General features: G+C 41.7%; 13 protein-coding genes, 2 tRNA genes, 1 rRNA gene and 1 riboswitch. Of the genes, 4 read left to right on the top strand and 12 right to left on the bottom strand.

Annotation, left to right across the window (positions count from 1 at the left end; genetic code table 11):
* Window position 1: 1 nt before the first annotated feature.
* The 3 genes from VCASEI_RS00305 to VCASEI_RS00295 form a co-directional block, all read right to left on the bottom strand.
* A tRNA-Lys gene (locus tag VCASEI_RS00305) sits at window positions 2-77 on the bottom strand.
* 19 nt (window positions 78-96) lie between these two features.
* Window positions 97-172: transfer RNA gene (locus VCASEI_RS00300), tRNA-Glu, on the bottom strand.
* A 91-nt stretch (window positions 173-263) separates the two neighbouring features.
* Window positions 264-1,820, bottom strand: a 16S ribosomal RNA gene (locus VCASEI_RS00295).
* Between the two features lie 622 nt (window positions 1,821-2,442).
* On the opposite strand from VCASEI_RS00295, the gene VCASEI_RS00290 reads away from it, so the two are divergent.
* Window positions 2,443-2,898: an RNA recognition motif domain-containing protein gene (locus VCASEI_RS00290; RefSeq protein WP_086958996.1), complete on the top strand. Its 456-nt coding sequence runs from the start codon at window positions 2,443-2,445 to the stop codon at window positions 2,896-2,898.
* Here VCASEI_RS00290 and murI read toward each other — a convergent pair.
* Window positions 2,861-3,667 carry a glutamate racemase gene (murI, locus tag VCASEI_RS00285; RefSeq protein WP_086958998.1) on the bottom strand — a complete coding sequence of 269 codons (807 nt, stop codon included), beginning with the start codon at window positions 3,665-3,667 and terminating at the stop codon, window positions 2,861-2,863. The two genes, VCASEI_RS00290 and murI, sit on opposite strands and share 38 nt — an antisense overlap.
* 137 nt (window positions 3,668-3,804) lie before the next feature.
* A complete protein-coding gene (locus VCASEI_RS00280) occupies window positions 3,805-5,622 on the bottom strand; it encodes a TonB-dependent receptor domain-containing protein (RefSeq protein ID WP_089110377.1) in 1,818 nt (605 codons plus the stop codon).
* A 35-nt stretch (window positions 5,623-5,657) separates the two neighbouring features.
* Window positions 5,658-5,905, bottom strand: a riboswitch (cobalamin riboswitch).
* 166 nt (window positions 5,906-6,071) lie between these two features.
* Between VCASEI_RS00280 and trmA the strand changes: the two genes are divergently transcribed.
* Window positions 6,072-7,181 carry a tRNA (uridine(54)-C5)-methyltransferase TrmA gene (gene trmA, locus VCASEI_RS00275; RefSeq protein ID WP_089110383.1) on the top strand — a complete coding sequence of 370 codons (1,110 nt, stop codon included), beginning with the start codon at window positions 6,072-6,074 and terminating at the stop codon, window positions 7,179-7,181.
* 71 nt (window positions 7,182-7,252) lie between these two features.
* On the opposite strand, the gene fabR is transcribed toward trmA, so the two are convergent.
* Complete coding sequence (fabR, locus tag VCASEI_RS00270; RefSeq protein WP_086959002.1) at window positions 7,253-7,876, bottom strand: HTH-type transcriptional repressor FabR; 624 nt, start codon at window positions 7,874-7,876, stop codon at window positions 7,253-7,255.
* Between the two features lie 257 nt (window positions 7,877-8,133).
* Here fabR and sthA point away from each other — a divergent pair, with 257 nt between their 5' ends.
* A complete protein-coding gene (gene sthA, locus VCASEI_RS00265; RefSeq protein ID WP_086959004.1) occupies window positions 8,134-9,534 on the top strand; it encodes a Si-specific NAD(P)(+) transhydrogenase in 1,401 nt (466 codons plus the stop codon).
* A 69-nt stretch (window positions 9,535-9,603) separates the two neighbouring features.
* Here the strand turns inward: sthA and dinF are convergent, their stop codons facing one another.
* From dinF to lexA, 3 genes are all read right to left on the bottom strand, one after another.
* Window positions 9,604-10,953, bottom strand: a complete 1,350-nt coding sequence (gene dinF, locus VCASEI_RS00260) for an MATE family efflux transporter DinF (protein ID WP_089110376.1) — start codon at window positions 10,951-10,953, stop codon at window positions 9,604-9,606.
* Between the two features lie 78 nt (window positions 10,954-11,031).
* On the bottom strand, window positions 11,032-11,868 hold the full coding sequence (locus VCASEI_RS00255; protein ID WP_086959008.1) for a class I SAM-dependent methyltransferase: 837 nt from the start codon (window positions 11,866-11,868) through the stop codon (window positions 11,032-11,034).
* Window positions 11,869-11,954: 86 nt separating this feature from the next.
* Window positions 11,955-12,578 carry a transcriptional repressor LexA gene (lexA, locus tag VCASEI_RS00250; RefSeq protein ID WP_086959010.1) on the bottom strand — a complete coding sequence of 208 codons (624 nt, stop codon included), beginning with the start codon at window positions 12,576-12,578 and terminating at the stop codon, window positions 11,955-11,957.
* 362 nt (window positions 12,579-12,940) lie between these two features.
* Between lexA and plsB the strand changes: the two genes are divergently transcribed.
* A complete protein-coding gene (plsB, locus tag VCASEI_RS00245) occupies window positions 12,941-15,367 on the top strand; it encodes a glycerol-3-phosphate 1-O-acyltransferase PlsB (protein ID WP_089110375.1) in 2,427 nt (808 codons plus the stop codon).
* Between the two features lie 129 nt (window positions 15,368-15,496).
* Here the strand turns inward: plsB and ubiA are convergent, their stop codons facing one another.
* The 3 genes from ubiA to glpG all read right to left on the bottom strand — a co-directional run bounded on the left by ubiA (window position 15,497) and on the right by glpG (window position 17,836).
* The gene (ubiA, locus tag VCASEI_RS00240) at window positions 15,497-16,351 is read right to left on the bottom strand and encodes a 4-hydroxybenzoate octaprenyltransferase (protein ID WP_086959013.1); all 855 of its coding nucleotides are present in this window, start codon (window positions 16,349-16,351) and stop codon (window positions 15,497-15,499) included.
* A gap of 5 nt (window positions 16,352-16,356) precedes the next feature.
* Window positions 16,357-16,905 (bottom strand): chorismate lyase, encoded by a 549-nt coding sequence (locus VCASEI_RS00235; RefSeq protein ID WP_086959014.1) that lies wholly within the window; start codon window positions 16,903-16,905, stop codon window positions 16,357-16,359.
* A 103-nt stretch (window positions 16,906-17,008) separates the two neighbouring features.
* A complete protein-coding gene (gene glpG / locus VCASEI_RS00230) occupies window positions 17,009-17,836 on the bottom strand; it encodes a rhomboid family intramembrane serine protease GlpG (RefSeq protein ID WP_086959015.1) in 828 nt (275 codons plus the stop codon).
* Window positions 17,837-17,838 lie beyond the last annotated feature (2 nt).

The raw sequence follows: 17,838 nt of genomic DNA, 5'->3' as shown, positions 1-17,838 counted from the left end.
ATGGTGGGTCGTGCAGGATTCGAACCTGCGACCAATTGATTAAAAGTCAACTGCTCTACCAACTGAGCTAACGACCCAGATCTTCATTAAAGAAGATGGTATCCCGTAGGGGAGTCGAACCCCTGTTACCGCCGTGAAAGGGCGGTGTCCTAGGCCTCTAGACGAACGGGACACGGACGGTGAAAGCATTGGGATGCTTTCAAACTCTTTTCTATATAAACCTAATCAATCTGTGTGGGTACTCATCAATAATAAATCTTTCGTAAGGAGGTGATCCAGCCCCAGGTTCCCCTAGGGCTACCTTGTTACGACTTCACCCCAGTCATGAACCACAAAGTGGTAAGCGTCCTCCCGAAGGTTAAACTACCTACTTCTTTTGCAGCCCACTCCCATGGTGTGACGGGCGGTGTGTACAAGGCCCGGGAACGTATTCACCGTGGCATTCTGATCCACGATTACTAGCGATTCCGACTTCATGGAGTCGAGTTGCAGACTCCAATCCGGACTACGACGCACTTTTTGGGATTCGCTTACTTTCGCAAGTTCGCTGCCCTCTGTATGCGCCATTGTAGCACGTGTGTAGCCCTACTCGTAAGGGCCATGATGACTTGACGTCGTCCCCACCTTCCTCCGGTTTATCACCGGCAGTCTCCCTGGAGTTCCCGACATTACTCGCTGGCAAACAAGGATAAGGGTTGCGCTCGTTGCGGGACTTAACCCAACATTTCACAACACGAGCTGACGACAGCCATGCAGCACCTGTCTCAGAGTTCCCGAAGGCACACCTGTATCTCTACTGGTTTCTCTGGATGTCAAGAGTAGGTAAGGTTCTTCGCGTTGCATCGAATTAAACCACATGCTCCACCGCTTGTGCGGGCCCCCGTCAATTCATTTGAGTTTTAATCTTGCGACCGTACTCCCCAGGCGGTCTACTTAACGCGTTAGCTCCGAAAGCCACGGCTCAAGGCCACAACCTCCAAGTAGACATCGTTTACGGCGTGGACTACCAGGGTATCTAATCCTGTTTGCTCCCCACGCTTTCGCATCTGAGTGTCAGTATCTGTCCAGGGGGCCGCCTTCGCCACTGGTATTCCTTCAGATCTCTACGCATTTCACCGCTACACCTGAAATTCTACCCCCCTCTACAGTACTCTAGTTTGCCAGTTTCAAATGACCTTCCGAGGTTGAGCCCCGGGCTTTCACATCTGACTTAACAAACCACCTGCATGCGCTTTACGCCCAGTAATTCCGATTAACGCTCGCACCCTCCGTATTACCGCGGCTGCTGGCACGGAGTTAGCCGGTGCTTCTTCTGTTGCTAACGTCAAGCAACGCCGCTATTAACGACGAAACCTTCCTCACAACTGAAAGTACTTTACAACCCGAAGGCCTTCTTCATACACGCGGCATGGCTGCATCAGGCTTTCGCCCATTGTGCAATATTCCCCACTGCTGCCTCCCGTAGGAGTCTGGGCCGTGTCTCAGTCCCAGTGTGGCTGATCATCCTCTCAGACCAGCTAGGGATCGTCGCCTTGGTGAGCCATTACCTCACCAACTAGCTAATCCCACATAGGCGTATCCTAACGCGCGAGGCCCGAAGGTCCCCCGCTTTGCTTCTTTCCTTTAACAGAAAGGAGATTATGCGGTATTAACAGTCGTTTCCAACTGGTATCCCCCTCGTTAGGGCAACTTCCTATGCATTACTCACCCGTCCGCCGCTCGACGCCGAAGGTGCAAGCACCTTCTCGTTTCCGCTCGACTTGCATGTGTTAGGCCTGCCGCCAGCGTTCAATCTGAGCCATGATCAAACTCTTCAATTAAAGTTTTGTTGATGCTTTCGCATCGGCTCAATGATTACTGACTTCAAACTCATTTCTACCGAGGTAGAAAGTAACTTTAAAGTTTATTACCATTTCCCAGCAGGAAATGATAATGAATTGACTGTGCCAATTATTAGTAAACTAATAATCGATTTGGTCACTCAGTTCATTGATAATTCTTTTTGATTATCATCAACGAGTGCCCACACAGATTGATAGGTTTAAATTGTTAAAGAGCGTTGTTCTTTCGGCTTTCGCCTCAGTGAACAGGTCGGTCATTTTAGTCATTTAAGCTTCGGTGTCAAACACTTTTTGAAACTTATTTTCTAATCCTTTTTGAGAAGGTTTTGACCTCTGACTCGCAGCGCCGTTAGGCTGTGTGCTCCGTGTCAGTGAGGGCGCATTATAGAGAAGCTCATCATATTGGCAAGTACTTTTTATAAAAAAACAATCAACCGCTTAAAATTAAACCAAATCATTATTTTATGATTATAATTTAAACATTTGAGCGGTATCACAGCAATAAGTTGGCAAATGTTAGTTATTAAACGTAAGATCAATATGTCTATTATTAATATAGATGTATTCTTACTTTCTTTTATTCAACATGTAGTATGCAAATATGAACTCAAAAAAATCGATTATTATGATCATCGCTCTTGCAGTACTTGGAACCGCTTTATTTTTCTCGTTAAATACGATTCACCCAGCTATTAGCTTTTTAATTGGTGTTGTCGCAACCGTTTTTATCCAATCAGTTTCAACGTCAACCCAGTCTAGCTCTAATTCAGAGAAAGCATCGACTCAAACCCTTTATGTTGGAAATCTTCCTTATAAGGCTAATGAATCAAATGTGCGCCAAGTTTTCTCTGAACATGGTGAAGTTTTTGCTGTTCGTTTGATGAAAGACAAAAGAACCGGAAAGCGCCGTGGATTCGGTTTTGTTGTCGTAGCGGAATCAGATGCCGACGAAGTTATTGCCGCTTTGAATGAAAAAGATTATATGCAAAGAACTTTAAAAGTTCGCGTTGCTAATGATCCTAAGCATCCTGAAGGCGGAATGTCTGAACTGGACTAAACCCAAACTGTTGTAACCCCTTATTCAGTGCCGCGCCTTCCCAGGGAGCGGCACTGCTGTATATAAAATGTTGCTTTTGAACTTCACCCAAATGTTTAATTTTCGATAACGATATTTTACCTTGCACTAAGTCTCTGACTCTTTTTGCTATCGCTAATCCAGAATCAACCAGAGTGACATCCAGACCTAAAACAGTTTGTATCTCATCATGTAACAATGGAAAATGAGTACAGCCTAAAACAGCAACGTCAATCTGCCCAATTAATGGGCTTAATACTCCCTTCAACTCAGCCATATCAACCCTTTTTCCTCTTAGCTTTTCTTCTGCCATCATAACTAATCGAGTCGTCCCAAGTAATTTAACTGGAATTAACGGTGAAAACTCATCAATTAAATCATGAGTATACTTCCGATTAACTGTCGCAGGAGTAGCAATTAATCCAATCGCTTTTTTTGATATTAAGGCGGCCGGTTTAATAGCAGGCACAACCCCTACAATAGGAATAAGCAATTGTTGGCGTAGAAACGGCAGCACAATGGTACTGGCAGTATTACAAGCAATAACTACCATATCGATATTTAAGCGTTCCACTATCGTGCACACCAAAGATGTCACACGAGAAATTAATATTTCAGGTTTTAGCTCCCCATATGGATACGCTTCGTTATCAAATAGATAAACATAATTCAGCATAGGTAATTGACTCTGTATTTCCTGAAAGACAGAAAGCCCTCCTACTCCTGAATCAAAAATCAAAATATTGGCCAACGTCTTCACCTACTTAACATCAAAAGTACCGACTCATGATTATAACGGAACTGGTTTAGTTTATATTCATACAAAATAAAAAAGTGCTCACCAATCATGATGAACACTTTATATTAATGTAATAAAAAATCTAACACCTAGAATTGATAGGCAATTGAGCCGTAGTAAGATCTTTCCGGTTGAACGTATGTGGCAGCCGTTTCATAATCGGCATCGAGTAAGTTGTCGATACGCGCCGATAAAACCCACTGACGGGTCAACTTATAACTCGCAGCTAGATTCACCAAGCTATAACCATCTAGACGAACATCGCCAGAGTCATATCGCTTACCTTGATAAAGGTAGCTAATATTCGCCTGCCAAGAATCCGCTTGATAACCTACTTGCCATTTAAAGTTATCTCGGGCGATACGAATAGCATCTTTACCTGTGTCTTTATCTTCTGGATCTAAATACTCTAAAGAGACTTGATGGCTTAACAAACCTGTATTAAAGCTACCAACCCATTCGACACCTTGAATAATAAGGTTGTTATTTGTACAAGTTGAAAAAGCCGATTGACAACTAATACGGTTATCGACATCGTTATAAAAACCTGCGAAACGCCAATTTAAAAAGATGTGTTCCCCCTCTAAAGCAACTTCATAATTTGTTGACTCTTCAGGTTGTAAGTTAGGATTCGCAAAACCGGGATAATACAACTGATTAAAAGTAGGCGCTTTAAAGCCAGTGCCAACGTTCGCCGTTAAGCGCAACGCTTCAACAAATTGCCAACCAGTGCCTAGTTGCCATGTAGTTTTATCACCAAATTGTTCATTGTCATCAAAGCGAACACTACCTTCGAGCTGAACGACTTCTCCATCATGGCCCAATGTTAAGTAAGCCGCCTTATTATCACGCTCTTTCACGTCATAAATAGTATCGGAATCCCCCACATCATCGTTAATATACTCAGCACCAAAGCCCACGCTATTCACTTTAGTAAATTGATAATTATTACGCCAAGTCACTTGTTGTCTTTGCGTTACTGTTTGAGAAGACGGTACGTTATGTTGTGTTTTTGACTTATCTTGGCTGTTACCTAAGGTTAAATTAGACACAAAGCGCTCTGTAGTATAAATAACTTGCCCATTCATACTGTAGTTATCCGTCTTATTTTGGTCTGCACTCGCACCCCAAGCAGGATTATAGTCATATTCTGTCTGGCCTTGATGATAATAACCATTCATACGGATCAACCAATTTGGATCTAATTGCACTCCCCAATCTGCCACGAAGTTATTATTCTCCAATCCATCACGATCATCATCACCAAAAGTAGCAACGTTATAACCATCTGAATGCTGATACTGTGCAGTAATGTTTAACCAAGCTTTATCGCTTGGTACCATAAAGGTGCTGGCAGTATAACTTTGATACCCATTCGAACCACCGGTCGCTTGTACACTCCCTGTCGTTTCTTGGTTATTACCACGTGTCATAATATTGATCACACCGGCACTCGCATCGGCGCCATACACAGCAGCTCTTGAGCCTCGTAAATATTCAATTTTTTCAATACCAGCTAACGGAAGCTGACTAATATCAGAATACCCTAACGTAGCACTGCCGAGCCGAACACCATTAAATAGAATGACAACATCGCTGCTACCACGTACATAAATACGGCTTGGTTGGTTATAACCACCATTAGAGCTAAGCTGCACGCCTGGCAATTGTCTTAATACTTCAGCCAATGTGTTTGCTTGAGATGCCAGAATATCTTGCTTGGTAATTTCAACGATAGGTGTCACTAAATTGGTAACCGGATCGGTTCTCTTGATCGCAGTCACTAACATAACATCGGTCGCTTGAGCTGACGACGATGCCACATCTTGTGCTTGAACATATAAAGGCAGAAAAATACTACTACCAACGACAGTGCTGATGATAGTATCTAAGGTTGTTTTTTTCATTATTGTAGTCCTAAAACGCGAGAAACATAGCGAGCTATTGCTCTGAATCACTGGCAGGTTTTCGGACTTAAAGCTCAACAAAACAAAATTTGTTTCATTACCTACTTCTTTCGACTTCCCATCTCATCCCTGTGAGACAGTGTCAACATACCTAGATTAAAGTACTTGAAAGTTTCGTTCTTCTCACCGCTGCGCGTCAGTTCTGGATTTACACCAAATTCCCTTTTAAACCACCCACTTTCATTACAAAAACTTGTGGTCACCAGCTGCATGCATCCTAAGGTGCTAGGATTTTCATGTCTACCTATAGTTAATAAGAATAGATGACTTTCTTATTATTCATTCAAAAAAATGATGGATTAACGACAAAACTGGACATCTCCCTCTCGATGGATAAAATCTGCCCTCCTTGTTCTAATCCTGTTCTGTTCAAAGTAAAAGGTTTTTTTATGTCTAACCAAACTGGCGACACCGATCGCTACACAAAACAATTAAATGAAAAACTACAACGTTTAGATGAAATGTTTGGTGACTTTACAACACCTAAAGTGGAAATTTTTGAATCCCTAGAACAGTATTACCGTATGCGCGCTGAGTTTAGAGTTTGGCATGAAGGCGAAGATATTTATTACATCATGTTCGATCAAAAGACGCGTGAGAAATACCGAGTTGATCAATTCCCAGCCGCCAGTCGTTTAATCAATGATCTCATGCCAATGCTGCTTGATGCGATTAAAGATAACCGTAGCCTGCGCCATAAACTTTTCCAAGTAGACTTCTTATCCACCCTTAGTGGCGAAATTTTAGTTTCTTTGCTTTACCATCGCCAGCTTGATGATGAATGGAAAAAAGAAGCCCGAGCTTTAAAACAACGTCTGAATGATGAAGGATTCAACTTAGATTTAATTGGCCGCGCTCGCAAAATAAAAATTGTCATGGATAAAGATTATGTAGTCGAAAAACTGCACGTGAATAGCAAGCCTTACATTTATCAGCAGGTTGAAAATAGTTTTACTCAGCCAAACGGCATTGTGGCGCAAAAAATGTTAGAATGGGCCGTTGATTGCACCCAAGACAGCCAAGGTGATTTACTCGAGCTCTATTGTGGTAACGGTAACTTCTCACTCGCGTTAGCACAAAACTTTGAACGGGTACTTGCAACCGAACTAGCCAAACCATCGGTAGATTCTGCGCAATACAACATCAAAGCAAACAACATTGAGAATGTACAAATCATTCGTATGTCAGCGGAAGATTTTACCGATGCAATGGAAGGCAAGAGAGAATTTCGTCGATTAAAAGATAATAATATTGATTTAGCCAGCTATAACTGTAATACCATTTTCGTCGATCCACCTCGTTCAGGTATGGATGAAGGAACTTGTAAAATGGTGCAAGGTTATGAGCGCATTATGTATATCTCTTGTAACCCAGAAACCTTGAAAGACAATTTAGAGATTCTAGCGCAAACCCATAACATTACTCGCTTTGCTCTGTTTGATCAGTTCCCATTCACCCATCATATGGAAGTGGGTGTTTTCCTTGAACGAAAAGAATAAATGATAAAAACAAAGCCGCAGAGTTTAACCTCTGCGGCTTTTGTTGTATCAATCCAACCAGATGAACTTAACTAGTCATCAATATACTTCTTTTTGGATTGAGTTCGCATCACTACTGCCCCTTTCGACAACATTCTTAATTGAAGAATCATTCGCTCGGCTAAGGCTTCCCTTGCTTCTAGCTCTAAATCCAGCGCCTCAGCACCAGAGGTGAATACAATGGTAACCGACGCTTCCGCTTGAATGGATGCTTGCTCCCGCCCCATACCAACATGGACTAGATACTCAGCCAATTCAGCACCAAAATGTTGAACCTCACGAGCCACTGCCATACGAAACTCAGCAGACGTTCCAGAACGTTCACGTAATAATAGACGGAAAATATTTGGGCTTTTCTCGATAAACTCCATAAAAGTGTGGACTGATGTACGAATCAAACTCCCTTCGGCAACAATACGTTGACGAGCTTGACGCATAAGTTGGCGCAATAATAAGCCACCTTCATCCACCATCACCAAACCAAGCTCATCCATATCCTTAAAATGGCGATAAAAAGAAGTCGGTGCGATCCCAGCCTCTCGAGAAACTTCTCGTAAACTTAAATTGGAAAAACCGCGATCTGCACTCAACTGCCCGAAAGCAGCATCAATTAAAGATCGACGCGTTTTTTCTTTCTGTTGAGCTCGAATACCCATAATTCTTTTCTATTTATCAACCAGATGTCTAATATACCGATAAATTGAGTCATGTCCTATTGATGCTATAAAATAATTTTATTCTCTTCCTTGTAAATTACGTTATGAAAGTTCGATCTATGTGATCGCAACGACTGTCTGTCATGCTGACCATTTACCCATAAAATGAATAGGTTAATATCCCATTCATCAGTATCAATAAAATGACTCGTTTAATTAAACGCTTATCAGTCATTTAGGTAAAGCAAGGGAGCAGCATGAAAGATTCAACACACTTTGATGTCATAGTCATCGGTAGCGGGCCTGGTGGCGAAGGCGCCGCTATGGGATTAGCAAAAGCAGGATTAAATGTTGCGATTGTTGAAAAAGAAAGTAGTGTTGGGGGCGGGTGTACTCACTGGGGAACCATCCCATCTAAAGCACTTCGCCACGCCGTTAGCCGCATTATTGAATTCAACAGCAATCCACTTTTTTGCAAAAATAACACCAGTTTAACCGCCTCTTTTTCCGATATTCTTAATCACGCCAAAAGTGTTATTGATAAACAAACACGACTTCGCCAAGGGTTTTACGACCGAAATGATTGCGCTTTAATATTTGGTAGTGCGCAATTTACTGGTAGCCATAGTATTTCTGTTGCTCAAGCAGATGGCACTTTTGAGCATTACACCGCAGATAAATTTGTTATTGCGACCGGATCTCGCCCATACCAACCTGATGATGTCGATTTTAAACATGAACGCATCTACAACAGTGATACCATTTTAAGCCTTAAACACGATCCAAGGCACATCATCATTTATGGTGCAGGAGTGATTGGCTGTGAATACGCCTCTATTTTCCGTGGATTAGGCGTCAAAACGGATCTCATAAATACCCGAGATCGCCTTTTAGCCTTCCTTGATAACGAAACTTCCGATGCACTTTCTTACCACTTTTGGAATAGTGGTGTCGTAATTCGTAATGATGAAACCTATCAAAAAGTCGAAGGGACAGATGATGGAGTCATTGTTCATTTAGAATCCGGTAAGAAAATGAAAGCCGATTGCCTACTCTATGCCAATGGCCGAACCGGTAACACAGACAAACTTAACTTAGACGCTGCGGGACTAACACCTGATTCTCGAGGGCAACTATCGGTCAATAAACACTATCAAACCGCCGTCGAGCATGTTTATGCGGTTGGTGATGTGATTGGTTACCCAAGCCTTGCCAGCGCCGCTTATGACCAAGGTCGATTTGTCGCTCAAGCGATCGCAAGAGGAAAAGCCGATAACTTCTTAATTGATGATATTCCAACGGGTATTTATACCATTCCTGAAATCAGCTCTGTCGGCAAAACCGAGCAAGAATTAACCGCAGCAAAAATCCCGTACGAAGTTGGCAGAGCATCATTTAAACACTTAGCTCGAGCACAAATTGCCGGTAAAGATATTGGTAGCTTGAAGATTTTATTCCATCGAGAAACTAAACAAATTTTAGGGATTCATTGCTTTGGAGAAAGAGCGGCTGAGATCATCCACATTGGACAAGCTATCATGGAGCAAAAAGGAAAAGCGAATACTATCGAGTATTTTGTTAATACCACCTTTAACTACCCAACCATGGCAGAAGCATTCCGAGTCGCGGCATTAAATGGTTTAAATCGTCTTTTTTAAATCATTTATAAAAAACAAAAAGGAGCCTATATTGGCTCCTTTTTCTCGCTCTATTTTTTATTTATAAAATTACACCGATTCGATAAAACGTTGCGATTTCCACTGGGTAATAAAAATCACCGCCAAACCTACACCTCGCATTCCCATAAAGCACACCATTGACATCCACAGCGCGTGGTTACCCCAAGAAGAAAAACTAAAATACAAAGCAAAAAAGCACAACATCGCAATAAGCATACTATTTCTCATGTCTTTGCCTTTAGTCGCCCCTACAAAAATACCATCGAGTAAAAAACACCACATCGACACAATTGGCATCACAATCAACCAAGGTAAATATATATCCGCTTGCGCTTGTACATTGGGAATATCCGTAATCAACCTCACAAGACTATGACCAAACAAGAAAAACAAAATAGTCAGCATAAGGCTGCAGACTAAGCCCCAAAATGACGTACCAACAAGCGAATTTAATAATTGATCGCGACTTTTGGCCCCCACGGCTTTTCCCACCATAGCTTCCATCGCATAAGCAAAGCCATCCATGCCATATGACACCATCATTAAGAAGCTCATGAGTACCGCATTAGCAGCAACAACATTATCGCCTAATGCTGCACCTTGAAAAGTCATAAAACTGAATACCGCTTGCAAACATAAAGATCGCAAGAAAATATCACTATTCAAACGCAGCATTCTTCCCATATCTTGCGTCGCTAAAGGCAATGACGACAATACATGGGGTAAGTGTTGTTTTACCCACGTTCTCGCTACAAACAGCAACCCCAACATCAAGCCAGTATAATCTGCTAATACGGATGCCCAAGCCGCTCCGGCCACCTTCCAATCAAAAACCAAAACAAATAAAACATCTAAAATAATATTAGTTAGGTTAGTGATGATCACGAGCCACATCGGAGCTTTCGCATTTTGGGTTCCTAGCAACCAACCTAGAATAACAAAATTAGCTAACGCAGCAGGCGCACTCCACACGCGAATCGAGAAATACTGCAAACCATAATACTTCACCTCTTCACTAGCATTACTTAAAGAAAAAATCAGATCAGCAATTGGAGAATGAAAAAGAAGCAATAAACCAGCAAGAATCAAAGCAACCAGCATGCCTTGTAACCAAACTTGAGCGAGTTTTTGGGGGCTTTGCTCACCTTGGGCTTGAGCCGTTAGGCCCGTGGTCGCCATACGCAAAAAACCCAGCAGCCAAAAAGTCACACTGATCATAGTACTACCTAACGCCACGCCACCCAGATACCAAGCAAAATCCAAATGACCAATTACCGCGGCATCGACTAAACCTAAAAGGGGAACCGTAATATTAGATAGGACCATAGGAATAGCGAGCACTAACACCTGCTGGTGAAGCGAGCGCTGAGATAAGATATGTTGGAGTTGTTTGATCACTGAAACCTCACTTAATGAAGCTACAGTTTACCTTGCTTTAGAAAACGAAAAAACAAACAAAGAAAAAGAAGCGATTTTCTACCAACGAACGTGTAATAAAACAGGCGTCAATCTGTGTTTCATAAAAGGTAATTTTGACACAATACGCTGCCAAGCACTCCAGCGTTTGCAGTCGTGTTCCAGCGGAGAACGCAATGTAATACGATAAATCCACGGCAACCAAGACACCACACTCGATACTGGGTTTTTTAATCCATGTCGGTACTGTGCACATCCCATTCGCTTTCCCCAATACGATTCTGTACGATCGCCGGCTAAGACAATACATGCTTCTGCATGAGCAAAGTGGCACCCCACTTTTTGAACGAAATGCGCCACTTGATTTCTTTGTTGAGTTAACAAGGCTTGCTCACACACTAATAAAATAGGTGAATCTTCAGGTATATTTAATTCAGAAAGCCATGACATATCAGGCACAGAACCACACACCATGTTATAACGCTCACTATGATGAAATAGCTTTTGTCGCCACACCAAGGTTTCATCAACATCCACTTCGACCCAATGACACAATCCATTATCCAATCGATAAAAACGCGTATCTAACCCGGCACCCACATTAATCACATACGCTTTCGGATAAAGCGTTAAAAAACGTCTGACTTCCACATCACACAATTGCGTTAAAGTCGCATGAAGTAATTGCTTTTGATCAATATCTCCAGCTAAACAATCATCTGATAAATGGCAACGCTGGCACGCTCTTGCGGCAATAGGATCATACACTAAGCCATCATCAATTAAACTTTCACGGCTACGCAGCCATAATGGTTGTAATAAATCAGCAGGTACTTGATAAGTACAAGGGGGAGAATCCGTCGGCGTATGAACCGGAATAGAAGGTGAGGATGTCATCAATTAACCTCCAAGGTTGAGATTAATTGATGATAGTGATTATCATTTAGATTTTCAATCTGAAATCACATTAATATTCAATTAAATTACATCCAAGTGTTGTTCCGAATAATACCAACAGCAATCCCTTCAATAGTCAGATGTTGTTGGGTCAAATCAACTTGAATCGGGCTAAATTCTTCGTTTTCGGCATGTAATAAAACGGTTGAACCTTTACGTTCTAATCGCTTAACAGTAACATCATCATCAACACGAGCAACAACAACCTGACCGTCTCGTACATCTTGTGTTTTGTGCACCGCTAATAAATCACCATCAATAATACCAATGTCTTTCATACTCATACCCTGAACACGTAATAAGAAATCAGCTTGAGGTCGAAACATCGTTGGATCAACTTGATAATGGTTTTCAACATGCTCTTGAGCCAATATCGGCTCACCGGCCGCAACTTTACCAATTAAAGGTAAGCCTTGCTCCTCTAGTATTTCTTCTTCCGTCTGGACAATGCGAATACCACGAGAAGCCCCAGGAATAATTTCAATCACATTTTTACGTGCAAGCGCCTTTAAATGTTCTTCCGCGGCGTTTGCTGAACGAAACCCCAATTCACGAGCTATTTCAGCACGAGTCGGCGGCATTCCGGTTACATCAATCTTATCTTTGATCAGTTCAAATATTTGTTGCTGGCGAGGGGTTAAGGGTTTCATACTCCACCTGTCTTTTTATACAGTTGACTGTGAGTATATACAGTAAATTTTGATAACTCCAGAGAAATGAATCGCTTTTTAATCCATTACTGATAAAAACGACCTATTGCAACAATCACTTAAATAAGATGCCAAATAATAATTGACGCCATTTCCCTTTCATCCATAAAAAAGAACACCTAACTATTTTTAAAATAGACGTAATTTGTCGCTATAAAGGGTTTAATTTACATTAAATAATCGCATTTTAACTGAATATACTAATCGCCTTGCTTGGTTTCTGCTATTCTTGGCAGCGCATTTTTTAGATCGACGATCCTCTGATCGCGACACGTTTTTTATTTTTGAGGCTATACAACGCTATGTCTTATGGACACATGATTTCTCGTTCATTTCTCAAACTACCTCTTTCTTTCTTAGTAAAAGGTAAAACCATTCCAGCCAACCCGGTCGAAGAGTTACAACTCGATTTAGGCAAGCCTATCGTTTATGCCATGCCGTTTAATTCGGATATTGATCTTATCTCTTTGCAGACTCAAACCAAGGCGCTTGGTTTACCTGATCCTCTTACACCACTAGTAATTAATGGCAAAGAGTACGATCGCTTTGTTTTCCTTACCTCAAAAGGAATGACAGCACACAGTAAAAAATTACTGCCTAAGCGATCCGTCGATCTCTTTACTCAATTACTTAAATTACATCAAATCGATTCTGAACTTGATATTCAAATGCTACCAACCTCCATATTATGGGGAAGAAAGCCTAACCAAGAAGGTAAAGAAAAATCCTATCTTGAAGCAATAAGCGCCTGCCAGAAAACCCGTTTGTTACTTTCTTCTGGGCGTGATTGCCTAATCCGTTTTAGTCCGGTGGTGTCATTACGTTACATGGCTGATACTCATGGTGTCGATGAAATCATCGCTCATAAATTAGCGCGAGTGGCTCGCATTCACTTCTCACGCCAAAAGCTCGCGACCTCAGGTCCAAGCTTGCCGCAACGTCAGGTTTTATTTGATCGCTTACTTAAATCACCTGAAATTCAACAAGCGATAGCCGATGAAGCTAAAGCAAAAAATATCTCGTTAGAGAAAGCACAAAAACAAGCGCAAGATATTTTAGATGAAATAGCTGCCGACTTTTCCTATTCACTCATTAAAGTGGGCGCGAAATTTTTAGGTTGGCTATGGAATAAACTCTACCAAGGCTTAAATATCAATAATATGGCCACGGTACGTAAATTGGCTCAAGATGGTCATGAAATCATTTATGTACCTTGTCATCGTAGCCATATGGATTACTTACTGTTGTCTTATGTACTGCATCATGAAGGCATGGTTCCGCCTCATATTGCTGCGGGTGTCAATCTCAACTTCTTTCCAGCCGGCCCCATTTTTCGTCGCGGTGGCGCATTCTTTATTCGCCGAACCTTCAAAGGCAACAAGCTTTACTCAACCATTTTCCGCGAATATCTAGCGGAGCTCTTTACCAAAGGCTATTCCGTTGAATTTTTCTCTGAAGGTGGTCGTTCACGTACAGGCCGATTGCTACAAGCCAAAACAGGAATGTTAACGATGACAATCCAAACGATGCAACGAGGCTTAAACCGCCCAGTAACACTCGTGCCGGTTTATATTGGCTATGAGCATGTAATGGAGGTATCCACCTATGCCAAAGAATTAACCGGCAAACGCAAAGAAAAAGAAAATGCCGGAATGGTCTTAAAAACCATCCGAAAACTGCGTAACTTTGGACAAGGCTATGTGAATTTTGGCGAACCCATTAATCTCAATCAATATCTTAATGAGGAAGCTCCAGGTTGGTCGAGTAAAGAGAATGACCTCACCGCCACTCAAAAACCACAATGGATGAATCCCGTAGTCAGTAAATTGGCCAACCATATGATGACCCGTATTAACGATGCCGCGGCAACTAATGCATTAACCTTATGTGCTACCGCGTTACTGGCTTCCAACCAACGGGCACTTTCACGTAACAAACTTGAACAACAAATACAATGTTATTTATCGTTGTTAACTCACGTGCCTTATACCAATAACAGTACTGTGCCTAATTCAAGCGCATCAGAGTTAGTTAAACATGCGGAAAAACTAGATAAATTTGTGGTTGAATCGGATGACAAAGGCGACATTATTTCACTTGATCGTAAACAATCTATATTGATGACTTACTACCGAAACAATATTATTCACTTGTTTGTTGTACCGTCTTTGATCGCACACTTAATCGTACAAAAAGAACATATTTCAAGACGCGATTTACAACGAGCCATTGCCTTGATCTATCCATTTTTAAAAGCAGAGCTCTTCTTACACCACCAACAAGATGAACTGGAAGGCTTTGTGAATGAATTGGTGGATGAGCTGTTGCGCCAACAATTAATCTTAGAACAAGATGATGAGCTGTCGATTAATCCAAGTAAAGTCCAAACGCTTATTCTATTATCACGAACCATTGTTGAAACTCTGCAACGCTATGCCATTGCGTTAACCCAGTTGGTTGCTATTCCAGATATAGATAAATCAAGCTTAGAACAACAGAGCCAAAGTATCGCCCAACGTCTTGGTCGTTTACATGGCATTAATGCACCAGAGTTTTTTGATAAAGGCGTGTTCACGACCTTTTTCCAAACGTTAAAGCAACAAGGTTATATTGAATCAGCAGAAAGTGCAGCCAATAATAAAACCCAGGTTCTGGTCGATTTATTAGGTGAATTGCTCTCCGCAGAAATTCACCTTACTTTACAAGAAAGCATTTTGAAACGCAGCTAAACATCTCCCCCCAAAGAAAAACGCCGCCTTATTCATGCATAAGGCGGCGTTTTTCTTTCTGATTGAATATGTATCGGTAAATATCTATCTCTTAAAGCGTTAAGCGGATAATCACAACCGAGCCTCTTACTATATCACGCTCATCAAGATACCCACCGCAATCACCATGCCGACATAGTTGTTGTTTAAAAAAGCAGTGAAACAAGCATCTCGGTCGCGATCTTTGATCAAACGTTGCTGATATACAAACAAAGCGGCTGCAGCAAGCAGCCCCCAGTAATAGCTTTGAGATAATGATAACCACGAACCAAGTACCATCAGCAACAGCAAACTTGCCAACTGTAATAAACCAATAATTAATTTATCAAAGCGACCAAATAAAATCGCTGTCGACTTGATGCCTATTTTCAAATCGTCATCGCGGTCAACCATGGCGTATTGAGTGTCATAAGCAATGGTCCAAAGCACATTAATGGCAAAAACCAACCATACTTCTGTAGGAATCGATCCTGCTTCTGCCGCCCATGCCATCGGAATAGCCCAGCTAAAAGCTAAGCCTAAAAAAAGCTGAGGAACGTGAGTATAACGCTTCATAAATGGGTATATAAACGCTAAAACCACGCCCACTAGCGACAGTTGAATGGTCAGCCAATTCATACTCAATACTAATAAAAAAGATACCAATACTAGTGAGAAAAATAATACTAAAGCTTCTTTGCTACTCACCAAACCTGAAGGTAATGGGCGATTTTTCGTACGCTTTACATGCCCATCCACTTTACGATCAGCAAAATCATTAATCACACAACCTGCAGAGCGCATTGAAAATACACCTAATACAAACACCACAAATACATTCCATTGTGGAATTCCATTGGCAGCTAACAGCAACGCCCACACCGTAGGCCACATCAACAATAACGAACCAATTGGCCGATTCATACGAGTAAGCTGCCAATACGCGGCTGCTTTTTCCATATTCATATCATTCAATCCTTGCGATAAATAGGGGACGGTGGAAGAAACAACTCGGCGACTAACATGGGTTTTTGATTCATCCACAAGCGTGAACTTCGGGCAGCTAAATTGCCTAATTCACAATCAATTTTCCCTAAATGTAGCCCATCACGAGCCACCTGATCCGCTTGAAAAACCGTTAAACCTAGCGGTACTTCTCCTTGAGAAGTGAGATCAAACTGCTCATCCGATAGTGACGAACGAGGAATCAAAGTACTTCCCAATAGCCAAGGAATATCATCAGCCGCTAAGACTACCTCACGAAGTAAACACTCTTCAATTACCGCGCCTCTGGCAAACAGCATAGAGCATTGAAAATCGGTTAAGGATTTAGCCGGCAAAATACGTTGATTCACCAAATGAGCCGTCAACTGATGACACTGCTTAGAAAATAAACGAGATAAAGAGCCTTGTTCAAGCAACCAATCAGGATCGAAAGAGTCAGCAAAATGAAAAGACTGAACCTGTTGCCAATCAATTCGAGCGAAAATATTAAAGTGTTGAGAATAATCTTGTTTCATCATGCTTTCATATACAACATCAATGACAATGAATTGCCATTGTAACAATAGAAAGGAATGCCGAATATCCGGCAACCACAAAAGGCGTCACTACACCACAGAATTACACTTTCTTTCGACCTTCTAATGCCGCTAATCCACAACCGGCAAGCAAACCCACTAAATGCGCAGAATTAGCAATTGCCATAAAAGGTTGCACAAAACCTAACACCAGCCAAGCCAACATAAACACCACTAATGGGCGAGGAATAAATAATCCTTTGTCCGGTCTACGCCAACCAATAACCCACAAATAGCCCATTAAGGCATACACAACACCAGATAAGCCACCAAAGTTGGCGCCTTCAACCCAGTATTGTGCAGCACCAGATAAAGCTGCAGACAATACAAAAATTTGTAATAGCTTACCAGAGCCTAATTTCTTCTCAATATCACCGCCAAATTGCCACCACCATAGTAAGTTAAAGGCAATATGCGCAATCGAAAAATGCAATAAAGCATGCGAAATCCAACGCCATAATTGCCATTTCTGTTGAGGATCGGCAGGAAAGTGTAAAGCTTGAAAAATTTGCGATCCTAAACCAAATATTTGTAAAGCATAGATAACCGTACAAACTAACATAACCAACAAAGTAAAAGGCCCAGCTTTTGCTTTAATCAGCGCCATAAAATTAGGAGTATGATAATGAAATTGCTGAGTACGAGAATCGGCTACTTCCCATGAAGCCTCTTGATATTTAGCTGCATGGGGGTTTTCAAGAAATATTGCCAGTTCGGCTTCCGTTTCAACTTGATACTCAGCCTGTTTTAACCACAAAGCAAACTGACCATCTCCCTCTGGCATCATCTGCACTTCGATATGACGAGACGCCATGTAATCAATAAATGCTTGCGCTAAACGAGGGTTATTTAAAGCGACTAACCGAACCATAC

The organism is Vibrio casei (assembly GCF_002218025.2).
Lineage (GTDB): Bacteria > Pseudomonadota > Gammaproteobacteria > Enterobacterales > Vibrionaceae > Vibrio > Vibrio casei.
Note: the sequence above shows the minus strand (reverse complement) of the source record. Positions and strands in the feature narration are given on the sequence as shown.

Bases quoted from the DNA above. Each gene is read 5' to 3' on its own strand.
- trmA (WP_089110383.1), top strand. From the start codon at position 6,072: ATGTCTAACCAAACTGGCGACACCGATCGCTACACAAAACAATTAAAT.
- plsB (WP_089110375.1), top strand. From the start codon at position 12,941: ATGTCTTATGGACACATGATTTCTCGTTCATTTCTCAAACTACCTCTT.
- ubiA (WP_086959013.1), bottom strand. From the start codon at position 16,351: ATGAATATGGAAAAAGCAGCCGCGTATTGGCAGCTTACTCGTATGAAT.
- fabR (WP_086959002.1), bottom strand. From the start codon at position 7,876: ATGGGTATTCGAGCTCAACAGAAAGAAAAAACGCGTCGATCTTTAATT.
- VCASEI_RS00255 (WP_086959008.1), bottom strand. From the start codon at position 11,868: ATGACATCCTCACCTTCTATTCCGGTTCATACGCCGACGGATTCTCCC.
- VCASEI_RS00280 (WP_089110377.1), bottom strand. From the start codon at position 5,622: ATGAAAAAAACAACCTTAGATACTATCATCAGCACTGTCGTTGGTAGT.
- lexA (WP_086959010.1), bottom strand. From the start codon at position 12,578: ATGAAACCCTTAACCCCTCGCCAGCAACAAATATTTGAACTGATCAAA.
- sthA (WP_086959004.1), top strand. From the start codon at position 8,134: ATGAAAGATTCAACACACTTTGATGTCATAGTCATCGGTAGCGGGCCT.
- VCASEI_RS00290 (WP_086958996.1), top strand. From the start codon at position 2,443: ATGAACTCAAAAAAATCGATTATTATGATCATCGCTCTTGCAGTACTT.
- glpG (WP_086959015.1), bottom strand. From the start codon at position 17,836: ATGGTTCGGTTAGTCGCTTTAAATAACCCTCGTTTAGCGCAAGCATTT.
- VCASEI_RS00235 (WP_086959014.1), bottom strand. From the start codon at position 16,905: ATGAAACAAGATTATTCTCAACACTTTAATATTTTCGCTCGAATTGAT.